The sequence below is a fragment of the Nonomuraea sp. NPDC003754 genome (genome assembly GCF_053605785.1).
This window is the reverse complement of sequence record NZ_JBSGJX010000004.1, coordinates 117,273-135,967: the sequence shown is the minus strand read 5'-3', so window position 1 is coordinate 135,967 and position 18,695 is coordinate 117,273. Positions and strand designations below refer to the sequence as shown.

The window sequence follows — 18,695 nt, the reverse complement described above, 5'->3', positions numbered from 1 at the left end:
TTCATGGCCGCACGCAAGCTCTCCACCGTGGGCGCCGCCCGCCGGGAGCAGATCCTCGACGCCGCCCGCGAGCTGTTCAGCATCAAGGGCTACCGGGGCGCCTCCCTGCGCGACGTGGCCGCCCAGGTGGGCCTCACGCCGGCGGGCGTCCTGCACTACTTCCCTTCCAAGGAGGCTCTCCTGGCCGCCGTACTGCAGCAGCGAGACGACACCGACATCCCCTGGTTCGAGACGACATGGGCGCAAGCGGGCAGCTTCCGCGAGGCGACCCGCGAGCTGATGACCCGCAACATGGCCGCGGCAGGCGTCATGCGGCTGTTCGTGACCCTGTCCGCCGAGGCCGTCGATCCACGACACCCCGCCCACGAGTTCTTCCGGCAGCGCTACCGCACCAGCCGGGAGCTGTTCTCCAGCACCCTCGACAAGGCCAAGAGCAGGGGCGAGGTGAGCGACACGGCCATGGGGCCCGTGCTCATCGCCGTGCTCGACGGCCTCCAGACCCAGTGGCTGCTCGAACCCGACTTCGACCTGCTCGCCTCCCTCGACGACTACCTGGACACGATCGCCCCGTGAACGACCTGACCATCGCCGAAAAGGCGTCGCTGACCTCCGGCGCCTCCCTCTGGACCACCAAGCCCGTCGACCGCGCCGCAGTCCCCTCGATCACCCTGAGCGACGGCCCGCACGGCGTGCGCCGCCAGATCGTCGGCGGAGACCATCTCGGCATCGGGCACAGCATCCCCGCCACCTGCATGCCGCCCGCCGTCGCCCTCGGCTCGTCATGGGACGCCGACCTGCTGCGCAGGGTCGGCGCCGCCCTGGGCACCGAGGCTCGCTCGCTGGGCGTGCAGGTGCTGCTCGGCCCCGGCATCAACATCAAGCGCTCGCCGCTGTGCGGGCGCAACTTCGAGTACCTGTCGGAGGACCCGCTGGTCAGCGGCGTGCTCGGCGCGGCGCTCGTGGAGGGCCTGCAGTCGCGCGGCGTCGGCGCGGCGCTCAAGCACTTCGCCGCCAACAACCAGGAGACCAACCGGCTGCGCGTCAGCGCCGAGGTCGACGAGCGCACCCTGCGCGAGATCTACCTCGCCGGGTTCGAGCACGTGATCAAGCAGGCCCGCCCGTGGACCGTGATGTGCGCCTACAACAAGGTCAACGGCGAGTACGCCTCGCAGAACCGCTGGCTGCTCACCCAGGTCCTGCGCGAGGAATGGGGCTTCGACGGCCTGGTCATGTCCGACTGGGGCGCGGTCGACGACCGGGTGGCGGGCGTGCGGGCAGGGCTCGACCTGGAGATGCCCACCTCGGGCGGCGTCACCGACGCGCAGATCGTCGAGGCCGTCCGCGACGGGCGGCTCGACCCCGAGCTGCTGGATCTCGCGGCCCAGCGGGTGCTCGCGCTGGTCGCGCGGGCGCAGGCCGCCCAGCCCGAGGCGGTACGGGTCGCCCGCGCCGGCGCCGCCCCTGGCGCCTTCCCGCACGCCGGCACGCCGGACTTCACCCGCGCCTACGAGGCGGCCCAGGCCGGCGGCGCGGTCGCGATCGCCGTGGCGGGCGCCGAGGAGCACCACCGGCTGGCCCGCGAGGTCGCCGGGCAGTGCGCGGTGCTGCTGAAGAACGACGGCGTGCTCCCGCTCGACCCCACCGCCTCCGTCGCCGTCGTGGGCGAGCTCGCCCGCACCCCCCGCTACCAGGGCGCGGGAAGCTCGCAGATCATTCCGACCAGGCTCGACGACGCGCTGAGCGAGATGCGCGCCGCCGCCGGCGCCGACCTGCCCTTCGCGCCCGGCTACCGGCTCGACTCGAGCGAGCCCGACGACGAGCTGGTCGCCCAGGCCCGCGCCGTCGCGGCGGCGGCCGACGTCACCGTGGTCTTCCTCGGCCTGCCCGAGGGCGAGGAGTCGGAGGGCTACGACCGCACCCACCTCGACCTGCCCGCCGGCCAGCGCGCGCTGCTCGACGCGGTGACCGCGACGGCCGCCAGGACCGTGGTGGTGCTGTCCAACGGCGGCGTGGTGACGGTGTCGGAGTGGGACGCGAAGGTCGCCGCGATCCTGGAGGGCTGGCTGCTCGGACAGGCCGGCGGCGGCGCCGTCGCCGACATCCTGTTCGGCGTGGTCAACCCGTCAGGACGGCTGGCCGAGACGATCCCGCTGCGCCTGGAGGACACCCCCAGCTACCTCAACTTCCCCGGTGACCCCGACGAGGTGCGCTACGGCGAAGGCGTCTTCGTCGGCTACCGCTACCACGACGCCGTCGACGGCGAGGTCAGCTACCCCTTCGGCCACGGCCTGTCCTACACGAGCTTCGCCTACTCCGACCTGACCGTGTCGGTGACGGGAACCGACGAGGAGATCGCGGTCGAGGTGGCGGCACGCGTCACCAACACCGGCGGCAGGCACGGGCGCGAGGTGGTCCAGCTCTACGTGTCGGCGCCGAGCGCCACGGTCAGGCGTCCGGTCAGGGAGCTGCGCGGCTTCACGAAGCTCGCGCTGGAGCCCGGCGAGAGCGCCGAGGTCCGCTTCACGCTCGGCTACCGCGACTTCGCCTACTTCGACGTGGCCGGCGGCCGGTGGCAGGCGGAGTCCGGCACGGCGCGCGTCCACGTGGGCGCCTCCTCCCGGGACCTGCGCCTGTCCGCCGATGTCGGCCTCGACGTGGCCGGCAGGCGTCCCGTGCTCACGCCGGACTCGCCGCTCGGCGACTGGTTCGCCGACTCGGCCGGCCGTACGGCGCTGCTCGACGTGGTGCGGGAGCCCTCCCGCTTCCTGACCGACGACTACGTCAAGACGATCGGTTCGATCCCGCTGAGCCGTCTGGCGCGGTTCCCCGGCTCGAAGATCGACCCAGAGAGCCTCGAGGAGCTGGCGGCGAGGATGCGCGATGATCGACCGTGAGCGGCTGGTGCGCGGCCACAACGTGGTGGTGACCACGTGGCATCCTTCGTCCACGCTCAGCGTGGGCAACGGTGACTTCGCCGTCAACGTGGACGTCACGGGGCTGCAGACCTTCCCGCACGCGCACGAGCTGCTGCCGAGGCCGGTCCTGGTGACCGACGAGCACGGCGTCAGGCGGCTGCCGGCGCGGGAGTTCGACCTCGACGACTTCCCCGTGCCGCTGCGCGTCCAGTCGACGTGGGGCTGGTACGCCACGGCGCCCGGCCGGCCGCACACGCTGGACGAGGCCGCCACCGGCTACCGGACCAGGCGCGGCGAGGTGCGCTACCCCGACGGCCTGGGCCCGGTGCCGGAGGCGGCGGCGTGGCTGTACGCCAACCCGCGCCGGCTCGACCTCGGCAGGCTGGGGCTCGACTTCGCCGGCCGGCAGGTGGGCCTCGGCGACCTGACGGCCACGCGCGTGGAGCTCGACCTGTGGACCGGGTGCGTGCACGCGCGCTTCACGGTGTTCGGCCGCCCCGTCGAGGTGTGGACGGTCGTCCACCCGGACCGCGACCTGGTGGCCACCCGGGTGCGGTCCCCGCTGCTGGCGGACGGGCGGTTGCGGCTCAGGCTGTCCTTCCCCGATCAGGCCGACCCGCTGCTGGAGGGCGAGAAGCTGCTCCAGGAGACCGTGTACGGCGAGGCGTGGGCCGAGCGGCGGGTCGGCGACGCCCGGTACGTGGTGGAGGTGGCGACGGACGGCGTGCTCGGCCCTGAGCTGCTGATCGGGACCGCGGCGGACGAGCTCACCGCCACCGCCGCCTTCGCCGCAACCCGCGCCGCAACCCGCGCCGGCGACCGGCCCGCCTCCGAGCCGACCGACGGAACCCGCGCCGGCGACCTGCCCGCCTTCGAGGAGGTGCGGCAGGTGGCCGCCGCGCACTGGCGCGACTTCTGGACCCGCGGCGCCGCCATCAGCTTCGAGGGCAGTTCCGACCCCCGCGCCCGCGAGCTGGAGCGCAGGGTCGTCCTGTCGCGCTACCTCACCGCCGTCCACTGCGCGGGCACCATGCCGCCCCAGGAGTCCGGGCTGGTCCACAACTCGTGGGGCGGCAAGTTCCACCTGGAGATGCACTGGTGGCACGCCGCCCACTTCGCCGTGTGGGGGCGGCCCGACCTGCTCGAACGGAGCCTCGGCTGGTACCGGGACATCCTCGGCGCGGCCGGGGAGACCGCCCGGCGGCAGGGCTACGCGGGAGCCAGGTGGCCCAAGCAGGTCGGCCCCGACGGGCGCGAGTCGCCGAGCGACATCGGCGCGTTCATCATCTGGCAGCAGCCGCACCCGATCTACTACGCCGAGCTGCTCCGGCTGAACGGCGGCGGCGACGCCGTTCTGGAACGCTACCGGGAGATCGTCCTCGAGACCGCCGCGTTCATGGCCGACTTCGCCGAGGAGGACGGCGGCACCTACCATCTCGGCCCTCCGGTCGTGCCCGCCCAGGAGACCTACTACCCGGACCGGGCCCGCACGGCCGACCCGACGTTCGAGCTGGCCTACTGGGCGTGGGCGCTCGGCGTCGCGCAGGACTGGCGGGAACGGCTGGGCATGGGCAGGTGCGCCGCCTGGGACGCCGTCATCGGCGGCCTGGCCAGGCCGCCGGTCCGTGACGGGGTCTACGCGGCGGTGGCGGTCGAGCCGTACACGGTCACCGACGACCACCCCTCGATGCTGATGGCGCTCGGGTTCGTGCCGGAGACCCCGATGATCGATCGGGACACGATGGCCGCGACCTACGACGACGTGCTGGCCCGCTGGGACTTCTCCAGCACCTGGGGATGGGACTACCCGGTGCTCGCCATGTGCGCCACCAAGCTGGGCCGGCCCGAGGCGGCGGTCGACGCGCTGCTCATGGACACACCCAAGAACCGCACACTGGCCGGCGGGCACGTGCCGCAGTTCCGCGGCGGGCTGAGCGTCTACCTGCCCGCCAACGGCGGACTGCTCGCGGCGGTGGCGATGATGGCGAAGGAGGGCGGCTTCCCGCGCGACGGCACCTGGAGGGTCAGGCAGGAGGGGTTCGGCGCCTTCCCGACCGGCACGGTGAGCTGTGCACCCGCACAGTAGGCTCCCCGCCATGGCCTACCCGTCGTTGGCGCGGCTCGCCACCGAGCTGCTGCGGGACGTGCCCGAGCTGACCGAGAAGATCTTCGCGGCGATCGTGGCCGAGGACGAGACCTACGCCGCTCTCGACCGGGACCTGCTGGCCGAGGTCAAGGAGCACAACCGGCGCAACCTGGTGGCCCAGCTCACCGACCTGGCCGAGCAGCGCGCGCCGTGCACGGGGGCGTCGAGGGAGACGGCGCGGCTGCGGGCGGCGCAGGGCTTCCCGCTCGGCGCGCTGCTCCACGCCTACCGGATCGGGTTCAGGGTGCTGTGGGAGAGCCTGGTGGAGCGGGCCACCGCCCACCCGGGCTATCCCGTCGACACGCTGGCCACCTCCATGACCGCGATCTGGACTCTCGTCGACGCCTACTCGGTGGCGGTGACCGAGAGCTACAGAGAGACCATGGTCGAGCTGACCAGGCACGACGAGCGGCAGCGGCTGGTGCTGCTGGACGTGCTCATCGAGGGCAGGGTGAACGACTGGACGGCGCTCGACGGCAGCGCGCAGGCGCTCGGCCTGCCCGCGAAGGGGCCCTACGTGTGCGTGGTGGCCGACCCCGGCACGGCGATGCCGGGAGGGTGCGCGTGGCGGCTGCGCGCCGACGACCAGGTGGGCGTGATGCCGGCCCGCTCGGTGGCGGGGATGCGGGGCAGGGTGGGGGTCAGCCCGCCGTACGAGCGGCTGACCGAGACGGCGGCGGCGCTGCGTCTGGCCACGCTGGCGCGCGCCAGCCTGCCCGAGGGGGTCACGGGCGTGGCGACGGTGGACGCGCGGCCGGTCGGCGCGCTGCTGGCCGCCAGTCCCGACCTGGCCGAACGGCTGGCGGGCGCGATCCTGGGCCCGCTGCTGGGCCGGCGCGACACCACGCGGCTGCTGGAGGCGCTCGAGGCGTGGCTGTGGACCGGCGACTCGACCGCCGACCTGGCCAGACGCCTGTACTGCCACCGCAACACCGTCCGCAACCGGCTGGACCGGGTCGAGCAGCTCACCGGAAGGTCGCTGGAGCGTCCCGAGGACGTGACGGCGCTGTACACGGGGGTGCTCGCGCTGCGGCTGACGAATTGTGCGGCGGCACAAGAGAGTGACAGGAAGCGGCGGCCGGCGCCTAGTGACTCGGGGACACCGCTTCACCAGGATCTGGACATACCCGTCCACCTACCGAGGCACGCGCATGATCGTTGACACCACGTACGGCAAGCTGCGGGGACGGATGGAGGACGGCGTCGCGGTCTTCCGCGGCGTGCCGTACGCCGCGCCGCCCTTCGGCGACCTGCGCTTCCGCGCGCCCGAGCCGCCAGCCTCGTGGGAGGGGGTGCGTGACGCGCTGGAGTACGGCCCGACCGCCCCCAAACGCCCCTACGCGCCGCCGCTCGACACGATCCTCCCCGAGATCCACATCGACGGCGACGACTGCCTCAACCTCAACGTCTGGACCCCCGGCCTGTCGGGCCGCAGACCCGTCATGGTGTGGGTGCACGGCGGGTCCAACCGCAACGGGTCCAACTCCGTGCCCGTCTACGACGGCGGCGCGTTCGCCCGCAGCGGCGTCGTGCTGGTGTCGATCAACTACCGGCTGGGCGTGGAGGGGTTCGGCAGCTTCCCCGACGCGCCGGAGAACCGCGGCCTGCTCGACCAGGTGGCGGCGCTGGAGTGGGTGCGCGACAACATCGAGGCGTTCGGCGGCGACCCCGGCAACGTGACGCTGTTCGGCGAGTCGGCGGGGGCCATCGACATCGCCGCGCTGCTGACCGTGCCGTCCGTCGCGGGGCTGTTCAGCCGGGCGATCGTGCAGAGCGGCCCGCCCGCGGTGGGCCCGCCCGCGGCCGCCAGGAAGACCACCGCGATGATCGCCAAGCTGCTCGGCGTGCCGCCCACGGCCGCGGCCTTCGCCGCGGTCGACCGCGAACGCCTGCTGGACGCGCAGGTGGCGGTCTCCCGCAAGGGCTCGCTGATGGGCGGGCCGGGCTTCGGCCCGGTGCTCGACGGGGAACTGCTGACCGGGCGCGACCTCGACCCCGGCAAGCCCGTGATCTTCGGGCAGACCAGCGAGGAGTACCGGCTCTGGTTCGTGCCGACGGGCCTGGCGGCACGGCTCAAGCCCGTCATGGTGCGCCTGGCGCTGCTGAAGCTGCGGGTGCCCGGCCGGGTGTTCAGGGGGTACCGGGTGCTGCACCCCCGGCTGTCGCCCGGCGAGGCGTTCGGCCTGCTGATCACCGACCACCTGCTGCGCGTCCCGCTCAGGAAGCTGGCCGACGCCCGGCCCGCCGGGCGCACCTGGCTCTACGAGTTCGCCTGGCGGTCGCCGTCGCACGAGCTCGGGGCCGCGCACGCGATGGAGATCCCCTTCGTGTTCGCCACGACGGCGACGGCGGAGGCACAACTAATGACCGGGCCCGACACGCCGGCCGCGCTGACGCGCGCCATGCACGAGGCATGGGTGCGCTTCGCCGAGACGGGCGACCCCGGATGGCCCGCCTGGTCCGCCGCGACCAGGCCGACGCAGGTTTTCGACGAGAACAGCCGCGTGGTCGCCGACCACGCGGCCGAGGTGCACGAGCTGTGGAGCAGATGATGCGTTATCGCGACCCCGCCCTGTCCGTCGAGGATCGGGTATCCGACCTCCTGCCCAGGATGACCCTGGAGGAGAAGGCCGGGCTGATGTTCCACACGCTCGCGGTCATCGGCGACTATCCCGACGGCGCCGACTTCCCCTCGCTGGAGGAGATGGTCGGCGAGCGGCACATGTCCCACTTCAACCTGTACGGCACGCACGCCGCGGGCACCATCGCCAGATGGCAGAACGAGCTGCAGCAGCGGGCCAGGGAGACCAGGCTCGGCATCCCCGTGACGCTGTCGACCGACCCCAGGCACGCCTTCATCCAGAGCGTGGCCGCCTCGATGAGCGCCGGCGCGTTCTCGCAGTGGCCCGAGCCGCTCGGCCTGGCCGCGATCGGCGACCCCGCCCTGGTGCGCCGGTACGCCGACATCGTGCGCAGGGAGTACTGCGCGGTGGGCATCAGGGTCGCCCTGCACCCGCAGATCGACCTGGCCACCGAGCCGCGCTGGTCGCGGATCTCCGGCACGTTCGGCGAGGACGCCGCGCTCACCTCCAGGCTGGTCACCGCCTACCTGGAGGGCCTGCGCGGCGGGCCCGAGGTCGGTCCGCGCAGCGTGGCCGCCATGGTCAAGCACTTCCCCGGCGGCGGCCCGCAGAAGGACGGCCTCGACCCGCACTACGCCAACGGCCGCGAGCAGGTCTATCCGGGTGGGAGGTTCGACCATCACCTGGAGCCGTTCCGCGCCGCCCTGGCGGCGGGCGCCACGCAGATCATGCCCTACTACGGCATGCCGGTCGGCACGCCGTACGAGGAGGTGGGGTTCGGCTTCAACCGCGGGGTCGTCACCAGGCTGCTCAGGGAGGAGCTCGGGTTCGACGGGATCGTCTGCACCGACTGGACGCTGGTCACCGACCGGGTGGTCTTCGGCGAGCCGATCCCCGCGCGGGCGTGGGGTGTGGAGCACCTGAGCCCGCCGGAACGCGTCCTGAAGATCATCGAGGCGGGTGCCGACCAGCTCGGCGGCGAGCACTGCACCGAGCTGGTGATCGAGCTGGTCAGGAGCGGCAGGGTCGCCGAGGACAGGATCGACGCCTCGGTGCGCAGGCTGCTGCGCGAGAAGTTCGTCCTCGGCCTGTTCGACCATCCCTTCGTGGATCCCGACGCGGCCGAGGAGATCGTCGGCAACGCCGTCTACCGGGCGGAGGGCGCCGCCGCGCAACGCGCCGCCGCGACGCTGCTCAAGGGGCCGCTGCCGGCGCTCGGGGACGGCGCGGCCCCGAAGGTGTACGCCGAGGGGTTCACCACCGGCCTCGCGGCCTGGAGAGTGGAGACGGCCGAGCACCCGGGCGCCGCCGACCTGGCGGTGCTGCGGATCGACGCGCCCTACGAGAAGCGCTCCACCTGGTACGAGTCGATGTTCCGCGGCGGCCGGCTGGACTTCCCCGCCGAGCGGCTGGCCGAGATCCTGGCCCTGCTCGACACGGTCCCGACCGTGGTCGTGATCAACCTGGACCGGCCCGCGGTCATCTCGGAGATCGCCGAGCGGGCCGCCGCGCTGGTGGCCGTCTACGGCGCGAGCGACGAGGCGGTGCTCGACGTCGTGTTCGGACGTGCCACGCCGAAGGGGCGCCTGCCCTTCCAGCTGCCCCGCTCGATGGCGGAGGTGGAGGCGGGCCGTCCTGACGTGCCGCAGGAGAGCGCCGACCCGCTGTTCCCGTTCGGCGCGGGGCTGTAGCCGGGGAGGGACGGCCGGCCGTCCCTCCCCTGCCGCCGGTCTAGCCGGACACGGGGGCGATCAGCGTGCCCGCGAACGCCCGTCTGAGCAGCCCCGCCCGCATCTCGTGCACCAGCGTGAACGTCACGGTGCCGGGCGCGATCCAGCCGCCGTGCGGATGGGCGAGCACCCGTACGGCCGCCGCCGCCACGCCCGCCTCGTGCAGCCTGGCCAGGTAGCGCTCGCCGTGCGCCCGCAGGGGGTCGTGCTCGGAGATCACCAGGGCGGCGGGCGGGAGCCCGGACAGGTCGGGCGCGTGCAGCGGCGAGACGTAGGGGTCGCGCGGATCGCCGTCGGCCCCCAGGTAGTAGGCGGCGTACCGGAGCACCTCGGCGCTCGTCAGGCCGCCGAGCCCGCCGTCCGCGTCGTTGCCCTCGGGCGTGAGGTCGAGCGCGGGCGCGTCGAGCTGCTGGAAGATCGGCAACGGCAGCCCCCTGTCCCTGAGCAGGAGGCAGAGCGCGGCCGTCAGGTTGGCGCCCGCCGAGGCGCCGCCGAGCGCGACCCTGCGCGGGTCGATCCCGAGCTCGTCCGCGTGGTCGAGCAGCCACAGGTAGGCGGCCAGGCAGTCCTCCAGCGGCAGGGGGTAGGGGTGCTCGGGCGCCAGCCGGTAGTCCACCGACGCCACCACGCACGGCACCAGGCTCGCCAGGGGGCCGCACTCGACCTCGCCGGCGTCGAGGTCGCCCTTGTACCAGCCGCCGCCGTGCAGGAACACCAGCAGCGGAGCCGGCTCGGCGAGACCCTTCGGCCTGGTCAGCCGCACCGTGATCGCCCCGCCCTCGACCGGCACCCGGTGTTCCTCCACCAGGAGCGAGGGGTCATGAGGTGGCGCGATGAGCAGCATCGTCGCGTTGGACCTGCGGCGCTCCTCGTCGAGGTCGCCGGGCGTGGCGGGCGGCAGCTCGGCCGCGTGCGCGGCGAGCCTGCCGTAGAGGCGGACAAGCGGGGGGTCGAGGTGCATGAACGCTCCCGTCGTTCTCACTGGCCGAGGGCGGATCCCACGGCCGCCAGGTCGCGCTCCAGCGACCTGGCGTAGGACTCGATGGCGTCGACGAGGTCGACCTCGTCGGGGTCGAGCAGCCACTGGGTGGCCAGACCGTCGAGGGTGGCCAGGATCTCCGCCGCCTTGCGGGCGGGCACGACGTCGGCCCTGATCTCGCCGCGCTCCTGGCCGACCGCCAGCGCGTCGGCGAGAAGCGCGCGCATTTCCCGGTAGCGGTCGCGGAAGAACGCGTGCGCGGGATCACCCTCGTCCAGGTTCTCGGCGAGCAGCACGGCGAAGAGTTTGGTCAGGCCGCGTTCGGCGCTGTTCCGGTGGGCGTAGGCGGGCATCTCGCGGACGGTGGCGAGGCCGCCGAGCGCGGTCACCTGGCGCGCGTAGTCCATGCTGCGCGAGTCGCGCCACTCGATGACCGCTCTGAGCAGGCCTTCCTTGTTGCGGAAGTGGTAGAGGAGGCCGGGTTCGGTGATACCGACGCGGGCCGCGATCTCGGTCATGCCGGTGCCTCTGAAGCCTCTTCTCGCGAACATCTCCGCGGCGATTCCGGCGATTTCCTCGCGTCGCCCCGATGCCCTTCTCTGTGCCATGCCCGGCATTCTAGATTATTACTTACTTAGTTGTAAGTAAGGAGCTTGGATGAGGATTTCCCGGGTGCGTGTCGAGCAGTTGAGCGAGCCGTTCCTCGGCATCGGCGTCGCCGACCCCCGGCTGTCGTGGACGACCGAGGCCGACGGGCCGTGGCGGCAGACCGCCTACGAGGTCGAGGCGCGTGGCCGGCGGGTGGTGGTCGAGTCGGACGCGTCGGTGCTGGTGCCCTGGCCGTTCGAGCCGCTGGCGTCGAGGGAACGGGTGACCGTACGGGTACGGGTGCGCGGCGCGGGCGGCTGGTCGGCGTGGAGCGCTCCGGTGCCCGTGGAGGCGGGCCTGCTGTCCGCCCACGACTGGTCGGCCCGCTTCGTCAGCCCGGGAGAGGGCCGCGACCTGCTGCGCGCCGAGTTCGACGCGCGGCCCGGCCTCACCCGCGCCCGCCTCTACGTCACCGCGCTCGGCGTCTACGAGGTGGAGCTCAACGGGCAGCGGGTCGGCGCCGACGTGCTCGCGCCCGGCTGGACCAGCTACGGTCACCGGCTGCGCTACCAGACCTTCGACGTCACCGGCCTGGTCAGACCGGGCCGCAACGCGATCGGCGCGATGCTCGGCGAGGGCTGGTACAGCGGCCGCATCGGCTTCGCCGACGCCGGCGTCCCCTACGGCGACGGCGTGGCGCTGCTGGCCCAGCTCGAGCTCGTCCACTCCGGCGACGAGGTCGAGCGCGTGGTGACCGGCACCCACTGGCTTGCCGCGAGCGGGCCGATCGTCTCCAGCGGCATCTACGACGGCGAGTGCTACGACGCGGGACGGGAGCGCCGCGGCTGGTCGCGGCCCGGCCACGACACCGAGGACTGGACGCCCGCCCTGGCCGTCGAGCGTGACCTCGCCACGCTGACCGCGCCCACGGGGCCGGCCGTCCGCCGCGTCGAGACGCTGAGCGGCCGGAGCGACGGCGCCGTCGTGGACTTCGGCCAGAACCTCGTCGGCCGCCTCAGGATCACGGCCGAAGGGCGCGCGGGCGAGCAGGTCGTCCTCAGGCACGCCGAGGTGCTGGAGGACGGCGAGCTGTGCACCCGCCCGCTGCGCACCGCCGCCGCCGTCGACACCTACACCCTGCGCGGCGGCGGGGAGGAGACGTGGGAGCCGCGCTTCACCTTCCACGGCTTCCGCTACGCCGCGATCGAGGGCCCGGTCACCGGGGCGCACGCGGTCGTCTGCCACACCGACATGGCGCGCACCGGCTGGTTCGAGTGCTCCGACCCGCTGCTCAACCGCCTGCACGAGAACGTCGTGTGGAGCATGCGCGGCAACTTCCTCGACCTGCCCACCGACTGCCCGCAGCGCGACGAGCGGCTCGGCTGGACCGGCGACCTGCAGGTCTTCGCCCCCACCGCGGCCTTCCTCTACGACTGCGCGGGACCGCTCACCTCCTGGCTCGCCGACCTGGCCGCCGAGCAGGGCGAGGACGGCTCGCTGCCGGTCGTCGTGCCCAACCCGCTCGGCCCCGAGGCGGTCTTCGCGGCCGCCGGATGGTGCGACGCCGCGGTCATCGTGCCCTGGACGCTGTACGAGAGGTACGGCGACGCGGGCATCCTCCAGGACCAGTTCGACAGCATGCGCCGCTGGGTCGACCACGTGGCGGCGCTCGGCGAGGAGTACCTCACCGGCCGCCAGTTCGGCGACTGGCTGGACCCGTCGGCGCCCCCCGACCGGCCCGGCGAGGGCAGGACGCCGAAGCGGCTGGTGGCCGCCGCCTACCACGTCCGCTCGGCGGACCTGGTCGCCATGGCCGCCGACGTGCTCGACCGCCAGGCCGAGCACGACCGCTACACCGCGCTCGCCGCCGCGGCGCGCGCCGCCTTCGCCGAGGAGTTCGTCACCGCCGACGGGCAGGTCCTCGGCGACTCGGCCACCGGTTACGCGCTGGCCATCCGCTTCGGCCTGCTGCCCACCGGGGCGCAGCGCGTCCGGGCGGGCGCCCGGCTGGCCGCCCTCGTCGAGCGGGACGGCCACCGGATCCCCACCGGGTTCCTCGGCACGCCGCTGGTGTGCGACGCGCTCGCCGACACGGGCCACCTGGAGACCGCCTACCGGCTGCTGACCCAGCGCGCGTGCCCGTCGTGGCTGTATCCGGTGACCATGGGGGCCACCACCGTCTGGGAGCGCTGGGACAGCATGCTGCCCGACGGGTCGGTCAACCCGGGAGAGATGACCTCCTTCAACCACTACGCGCTCGGCGCGGTCGCCGACTGGATGCACAGGACCGTCGCGGGGCTGGCGCCCGCCGCGCCCGGCTACCGCAGGCTGCTGGTGGCGCCGCGGCCGGGTGGCGGGCTGACGTGGGCGAAGGCGGAGCTGCGCACGCCGTACGGCATGGCGGAGACGCGCTGGTCGCTGGACGGCGGGCGGCTGGCCGTGGCGGCCGTGGTGCCGCCGAACACGACGGCGGTGGTCAGCCTGCCCGGCCGGGCGCCCTTCGAGGTCGGCTCGGGACACCACCACTGGTGACCGGAGCCCTGCCGGTCAGCAGGCGCGCCTGTCCTCGATGTGGGCGATCGCGAGCTCGTGGCCGTCCTGGCCACGCTTGCCCCGTCCGAACAGGCCGACGGTGAGGTCGTCGCGGGCTTCGAGCTCGTCCTCCGCGACGTAGGTGAGGATGTCGGGGTGGTGGCCCGTCACGGCCCAGCCGGGGGCGTCGTCCAGGTCGACGGTGATGAAGTCGCCCGCCGGCGTCCCCGGCCGCACGGGACCGTACTCGCGCAGCAGTTCCTTGGCCTGTTCGGCGAGGTCGTCGGCCGGTTCCGTCAGGATCACGCAGGTGCCGTTGGCGAACAGCACCCACGACGTGGCGGGGTGCAGCAGCCGCCGCCAGATCGCGATCACGCTCTCGTGGGTCATGGCGGCCACGGTAGTGATCGGCTACGACAGATCCGATCTACGCGATCCCGGTGCTGAGCTGCTGCTCCTCGGCCGCGACCCGGGCGTCGTAGGCCGAGCGCGCGGCCGCGACGTGCTGCTGGTGCTCCTCCGTCCAGACCACCAGCGTCTTGATCGCCTCGTGCAGCGTGGCGCCGAGCGGTGTGAGCGTGTAGTCGACGCGCGGCGGCACCACGGGGTGGACGGTCCGCTGGACCAGGCCGTCGCGCTCCAGCTGCCGCAGCGTCACCGTCAGCATGCGCTGGCTCACGCCGTCGATCTGGCGGCGCAGCTCGGTGAAGCGCATGGTGCGGCGCTCCAGGAGCGCGATCACCAGCAGCGACCACTTGTCGGCGATCCGGTCGAGGATCTGGCGGACCTCGCAGTCGGCCCGCGTGTCCCACTGGATCACCTCGTCATCCATGGTTTCGCAGGAGTAACTCGGTGCCTTTGAAGTGCCGTCTTCCACAGTTCCTCATGGTGACGCAGGATGCTCTCGGTTACAAGAAAGAACCGACATACCTTTCGATACCGAGGGATCACTGTGTCTGCCACCGTCTCATCACCGCCGCTCGACCGGATGACACCGCGTGCCTGGGGAATGCTCCTCGTCCTGTGCGGCGCGATCTTCCTCGAGGGCATCAACGTCGCCATGCTCAACGTGGCCCTCCCCGCGATCAGGACCGATCTCGGCCTGTCCACCGGCGAGCTGCAGTGGGTGATGAGCGCCTACGTGCTCGGCTACGGCGGTTTCATGCTGCTCGGCGGGCGGGCCGCCGACCTGTTCGGCCGGCGCGCGATGTTCCTGTCGTGGCTCGCGGTCTTCCTCGTGGTCTCCGCGCTCGGCGGGATGGCGAGCGAGGGCTGGATGCTGATCGCGGCGAGGTTCGTGGCGGGAGTCGCCGCGGCGGTCATGACACCCGCCGGCCTGTCGATCATCACGACCAGCTTCGAGGAGGGCAGGCAGCGCAACCAGGCGCTGCTGGTCTACTCGGGCACCGCGGCCGGCGGTTTCTCGCTCGGCCTGGTGCTCGGCGGCCTGCTCGCCGAGGCCGAGTGGCGCTGGGTGCTGTTCGCGCCCGCCGTACTCGCCCTGATCATCCTGGTGGCGGCGGTGCCGCTGATCCCGAAGGCCGACCAGCGGCGGCGGAAGGGGCAGCGCGTCGACCTGGCGGGCGCGGTCATGGTCACCGGCGCCATCATGCTGCTGGTCGTCGGCATCGAGCGCGCCACCCACGTGGGCCCCGGCGTCACGGCGGCCACGATCGCCGCAGGGCTGGCGCTGTTCGCGCTCTTCGTCGTGGTCGAGCGCCGCTCGCCCGCCCCTCTGGTACGGCTCGGCATCTTCCGCTCCGGACCGCTGGTGCGCGCCAACCTCGCGGGACTGCTGTTCTCAGCCTCGTTCTTCGGCTTCCAGTTCGTCGTCGTGCTCTACCTCCAGGAGCTGCGCGGCTGGTCGTCGCTCGAGACGAGCCTGGCCATGCTGGCGATCGGCGCCGACGCCATCCTCGCGCCGACGTTGACGCCCAGGCTGGTCGACCGCTTCGGCAACGCCAAGGTCATCCTGTACGGCCTGCTCCTCGCGGCGCTGTCGTACGCGCTGTTCCTGCCGGTCGGCATGGACTGGACCTACGCCGCCATGTTCCCCACGATGATCATCCTCGGTGTGGCGTTCGCGCTCGCCTACGGCCCGCTGACGATCGTCGCCACCGACGGCGTCGACGAGAGCGAGCAGGGCCTGGCGGGCGGGCTGCTCTACACCTCCTTCCAGTTCGGCGCCGCGCTCGGTCTGGCCGCCACCACCGCCGTCATCGTCACCTCGCAGAACCTCGCGGACTCCTACCGGTCCGCCCTCGTCGTGCCGCTCGTCGCGGCCGGCCTGGCCGCCGCGGTCAGCGCCTTCGGACTCAAGAAGGGAAGCGCCCGATGACCATCGCCTTCAGCGACATCGAGCAGGAGTTCAACGCCTACGTCGGCTCGATCGTGTACTCCACCATGGTCACGGTCGACGCCGCCAACCGGCCACGCACCCGCGTGCTCATCCCCGTCTGGGAGAACGTCGACGGCCAGCCCGTCGGCTGGCTGGCCACCTACCGGACCCCCGTGAAGGCCGCCCACCTGGCAGGCAACCCCCACACGAGCTTCTCCTACTGGTCGCGCGGCAACAACTCGGTCGCCATCGACGCCGTCGCGGCCTGGGTCGACGACGGCGAGACCAGACGTCATGTCTGGGAGCTGTATCGCCGGACCAGCCCGCGGGGAGCGGGCTACGACGTCGGGAACTTCTGGACCTCGCCGGCCGACCCGAAGCTGCACGTCCTGCGGCTGGAGCCGTACCGGATCCAGGTCATCCGCGGCATGGACCTGCGGAGCAGGATCTGGCGGAAGGCACCCGCGCTCACCTGAGCCGCGCGGGGGCGAACCCGCCTCAGAAGCGGCGCGCTAGTCGTCCAGGCCGCGGGCGCTCAGGGCCTCGCCCAAGGCGTCCGCGTGGCGGAGGGCGCTGACCACCAGCGGCACCGCGAACGCCCGCACGCTCCACGAGACGCCGCGCGCCCGCTGCGCGTCCCGCACCCTGGTCGCGAGCGCCGAGATGACCGGCACGCTGCGGACGGTCAGCGACAGCAGCAGCGACACGCGGAACGGGTCGATCCCGAACGCGCGCAGCGGCGCGAAGCAGCGCTCGAAGCAGGCGGTCATGTCGGCGAACCTGGTGGTGAGCGTGACCAGTCCGGCCAGCGCCACCGCGAGCACGATCCGCAGCGTGGACGAGACCGCGCCGTAGAGGTCCACCAGCGCGAACTGCATGACGAAGAGCACCACGGCGAACCAGCGCAGCGGCCTGACCTGCGCCCACGCCGCGGCCGGCCCCACGCCCGAGACCGCGTAGAGCAGCACGACCAGCACCGTGAAGCCGCCGAGCCACAGCGGCGAGCCGAGCAGCAGCAGCGTCGTGCACAGCAGCGCGAGACCCAGCAGCTTCGCCCCCGCGGGCAGCCGGTGCAGGAACGAGTCGCCGGGCAGGTAGATCCCGGTCATGACATGAGGTCCCGGTAGTGGTCGATCGCCGCCTTCGGCGTGGAGTCGGCCACCACCCGGCCCTGGTCGAGCACGAGGACGCGGTCGAAGGAGTCGAGCAGGCCGAGATCGTGGGTGACGACGACCACCTGCTGGGGCAGCCGGCCCATCAGGTCGGCGACCTGGCGGGAGTGACGTAGGTCCAGCAGCGTGGTCGGCTCGTCCATGATCAGGATCTGCGGGTCGAGCACCAGCACCGAGCACAGGGCCAGCAGCTGCTTCTGCCCGCCCGACAGCTGGTGGGCGGGATGGTCGGCGTGGTCGGCCAGGCCGTACCTGGACAGGACGGCGCGCACCCGCTCGGCCACCTCGTCGCGGGACAGGCCCTTGCGCCGCAGCGAGAACGCGACGTCCTCGGCGACGGTCGGCATCACGATCTGCGCGTCGGGGTCGGTGAACAGGAACCCCACGTCCCGCCTGATGCGGGCGGCGTGGCGGCGCGTGTCGAGGCCGAGGACGGTGACGTCACCGGAGGTGGGCAGGGCCAGCCCGTTGATCAGGCGGGCGAGCGTGCTCTTGCCGGAACCGTTCGCGCCCACGACGCCGATCCTGCGCTCCGGCAGGGACAGCGTCAGGTCGGACAGCACCTCACGCTCGCCGAGCGTGACGTTGACGCCGCTGAACTCGATCATTCACACCACCTCGAACAGGGCCGCCACGCCCATGCCGCCGCCGACCGCGGCGGTCGCCAGCCCCAGCGTCCCCGAGGGCGCGCCGGAACGCACGAGCCTGCTGAACAGCCTGGTCACCACCACCGCGCCGGTCGCGCCCCACGGATGTCCGAGGGCGAGCGCGCCGCCGTCGGCGCAGACGCGATCCAGGTCGGCCTCCAGCGCGTCCGTCACCGCGAGCACCTGCGCGGCGAACGCCTCCACGATCTCCACCGCCGCGACGTCCGCCATGCTCACGCCGGTACGGCCCAGCACCCGCCGGACGGCCGGCACGGGACCCCAGCCGGGCAGCGCGGGATCGCATCCGGTGACCGCGCCGGCCACCAGCCGCAGACCCGGCAGCCCCGCGCGCAGCCGCTCGGGCACGACGGCGACCGCCGCCGCGCCGTCGCTGATCGGCGAGGAGTTGCCCGCGCTGACCGTGCCGCCGGGCACGAAGGCGGCGGGCAGCCGCGCCAGGGTCTCCCTGCGCAGCACGCGGGGCCGCTGGTCGGCGCGCCTGCCGTCGATCTCCACCAGCTCGTCGTCGAAGCGGGCGGCGACCGCTCTGGCGTGGCTGCGGAAGGCGTAGTCGTCCTGGCGCTCCCGGGAGATGCCGCGCGCGGCGGCTAGGGCCTCCGCGGCGGGTCCCATGTCGGGATCGGGATGGCCTGAGGGCGCGAAGGGCGCCCTCCGGTACGGCTCGGCGGCCCCGCGCATGGTCCGCAGCGGCGCCGTCGACGCGCTCTCCACGCCGCCGGCGATGACCAGGCCGGCGTCTCCCGCGCGGACCGCCTGGCCCGCCAGCAGGATCGCGGCCAGGCCGCTGCCGCACTGGCGGTCCACGGTGAGGCCGGGCACGTCGTGTCCCAGGCCGGCGGCGAGCACCGAGACGCGGGCCAGGTTGCCGCCGGGGCCCATGCAGTTGCCGAGCACGACGTCGTCGACCGCGAGGTGCGGGACCTCCCCGGCGACCGCCGCGATCACGGGCGCGGCCAGCCGGTCGGCCGGCAGCGACTTGTAGGCGTGGCCCGCCGTCCCGATGGGGGTACGGCGCGCGGCCACGACGACAGGCTGCTCGCTCATG

General features: G+C 73.1%; 16 protein-coding genes. 9 read left to right on the top strand and 7 right to left on the bottom strand.

The window, feature by feature from the left end; all coding sequences use genetic code 11:
- The first annotated feature begins 3 nt into the window (after nt 1-3).
- Genes ACWEVS_RS06980 through ACWEVS_RS06955 form a run of 6 tightly spaced genes read left to right on the top strand, consistent with a single transcriptional unit; the run spans nt 4 to nt 9,334 of the window.
- The gene (locus ACWEVS_RS06980) at nt 4-573 is read left to right on the top strand and encodes a TetR/AcrR family transcriptional regulator (RefSeq protein WP_449915134.1); all 570 of its coding nucleotides are present in this window, start codon (nt 4-6) and stop codon (nt 571-573) included.
- Nucleotides 570-2,894, top strand: coding sequence for a glycoside hydrolase family 3 C-terminal domain-containing protein (locus ACWEVS_RS06975; RefSeq protein WP_452550362.1), 2,325 nt, complete (start codon nt 570-572; stop codon nt 2,892-2,894). The genes ACWEVS_RS06980 and ACWEVS_RS06975 overlap by 4 nt, the downstream gene beginning before the upstream one ends.
- A complete protein-coding gene (locus ACWEVS_RS06970) occupies nt 2,881-5,001 on the top strand; it encodes a hypothetical protein (RefSeq protein WP_452550360.1) in 2,121 nt (706 codons plus the stop codon). Before ACWEVS_RS06975 ends, ACWEVS_RS06970 begins: the two co-directional genes overlap by 14 nt.
- A gap of 10 nt (nt 5,002-5,011) precedes the next feature.
- Nucleotides 5,012-6,223, top strand: coding sequence for a PucR family transcriptional regulator (locus ACWEVS_RS06965; protein WP_452550358.1), 1,212 nt, complete (start codon nt 5,012-5,014; stop codon nt 6,221-6,223).
- Complete coding sequence (locus ACWEVS_RS06960; RefSeq protein ID WP_449915124.1) at nt 6,213-7,613, top strand: carboxylesterase/lipase family protein; 1,401 nt, start codon at nt 6,213-6,215, stop codon at nt 7,611-7,613. Before ACWEVS_RS06965 ends, ACWEVS_RS06960 begins: the two co-directional genes overlap by 11 nt.
- The gene (locus tag ACWEVS_RS06955; RefSeq protein WP_452550493.1) at nt 7,610-9,334 is read left to right on the top strand and encodes a glycoside hydrolase family 3 N-terminal domain-containing protein; all 1,725 of its coding nucleotides are present in this window, start codon (nt 7,610-7,612) and stop codon (nt 9,332-9,334) included. The genes ACWEVS_RS06960 and ACWEVS_RS06955 overlap by 4 nt, the downstream gene beginning before the upstream one ends.
- 40 nt (nt 9,335-9,374) lie before the next feature.
- Here ACWEVS_RS06955 and ACWEVS_RS06950 read toward each other — a convergent pair whose 3' ends face one another.
- Together ACWEVS_RS06950 and ACWEVS_RS06945 are read right to left on the bottom strand one after the other, a co-directional pair.
- A complete protein-coding gene (locus ACWEVS_RS06950) occupies nt 9,375-10,334 on the bottom strand; it encodes an alpha/beta hydrolase fold domain-containing protein (RefSeq protein WP_452550355.1) in 960 nt (319 codons plus the stop codon).
- Between the two features lie 17 nt (nt 10,335-10,351).
- Nucleotides 10,352-10,960, bottom strand: a complete 609-nt coding sequence (locus ACWEVS_RS06945; RefSeq protein WP_452550353.1) for a TetR/AcrR family transcriptional regulator — start codon at nt 10,958-10,960, stop codon at nt 10,352-10,354.
- A gap of 49 nt (nt 10,961-11,009) precedes the next feature.
- Between ACWEVS_RS06945 and ACWEVS_RS06940 the strand changes: the two genes are divergently transcribed.
- Nucleotides 11,010-13,472: a family 78 glycoside hydrolase catalytic domain gene (locus ACWEVS_RS06940; protein WP_452550351.1), complete on the top strand. Its 2,463-nt coding sequence runs from the start codon at nt 11,010-11,012 to the stop codon at nt 13,470-13,472.
- A gap of 15 nt (nt 13,473-13,487) precedes the next feature.
- On the opposite strand, the gene ACWEVS_RS06935 is transcribed toward ACWEVS_RS06940, so the two are convergent.
- Both ACWEVS_RS06935 and ACWEVS_RS06930 read right to left on the bottom strand, forming a co-directional pair.
- Complete coding sequence (locus ACWEVS_RS06935; protein WP_449915112.1) at nt 13,488-13,862, bottom strand: hypothetical protein; 375 nt, start codon at nt 13,860-13,862, stop codon at nt 13,488-13,490.
- Between the two features lie 37 nt (nt 13,863-13,899).
- Nucleotides 13,900-14,304, bottom strand: coding sequence for a winged helix-turn-helix transcriptional regulator (locus ACWEVS_RS06930; RefSeq protein ID WP_449915110.1), 405 nt, complete (start codon nt 14,302-14,304; stop codon nt 13,900-13,902).
- 120 nt (nt 14,305-14,424) lie between these two features.
- Here ACWEVS_RS06930 and ACWEVS_RS06925 point away from each other — a divergent pair, with 120 nt between their 5' ends.
- Together ACWEVS_RS06925 and ACWEVS_RS06920 are read left to right on the top strand one after the other, a co-directional pair.
- Nucleotides 14,425-15,810 (top strand): MFS transporter, encoded by a 1,386-nt coding sequence (locus ACWEVS_RS06925; RefSeq protein WP_452550349.1) that lies wholly within the window; start codon nt 14,425-14,427, stop codon nt 15,808-15,810.
- Nucleotides 15,807-16,286 carry a pyridoxamine 5'-phosphate oxidase family protein gene (locus ACWEVS_RS06920; protein ID WP_452550347.1) on the top strand — a complete coding sequence of 160 codons (480 nt, stop codon included), beginning with the start codon at nt 15,807-15,809 and terminating at the stop codon, nt 16,284-16,286. Before ACWEVS_RS06925 ends, ACWEVS_RS06920 begins: the two co-directional genes overlap by 4 nt.
- Nucleotides 16,287-16,322: 36 nt before the next feature.
- On the opposite strand, the gene ACWEVS_RS06915 is transcribed toward ACWEVS_RS06920, so the two are convergent.
- From ACWEVS_RS06915 to ACWEVS_RS06905, 3 genes are read right to left on the bottom strand one after another with little or no spacing between them, the layout of a single operon-like run.
- Nucleotides 16,323-16,919 carry an energy-coupling factor transporter transmembrane component T family protein gene (locus ACWEVS_RS06915; protein ID WP_354907697.1) on the bottom strand — a complete coding sequence of 199 codons (597 nt, stop codon included), beginning with the start codon at nt 16,917-16,919 and terminating at the stop codon, nt 16,323-16,325.
- Nucleotides 16,916-17,590, bottom strand: coding sequence for an energy-coupling factor ABC transporter ATP-binding protein (locus ACWEVS_RS06910; RefSeq protein ID WP_354907695.1), 675 nt, complete (start codon nt 17,588-17,590; stop codon nt 16,916-16,918). The genes ACWEVS_RS06915 and ACWEVS_RS06910 overlap by 4 nt, the downstream gene beginning before the upstream one ends.
- Nucleotides 17,591-18,694 (bottom strand): thiolase family protein, encoded by a 1,104-nt coding sequence (locus ACWEVS_RS06905; RefSeq protein ID WP_452416395.1) that lies wholly within the window; start codon nt 18,692-18,694, stop codon nt 17,591-17,593.
- Between the last annotated feature and the right edge of the window lies 1 nt (nt 18,695).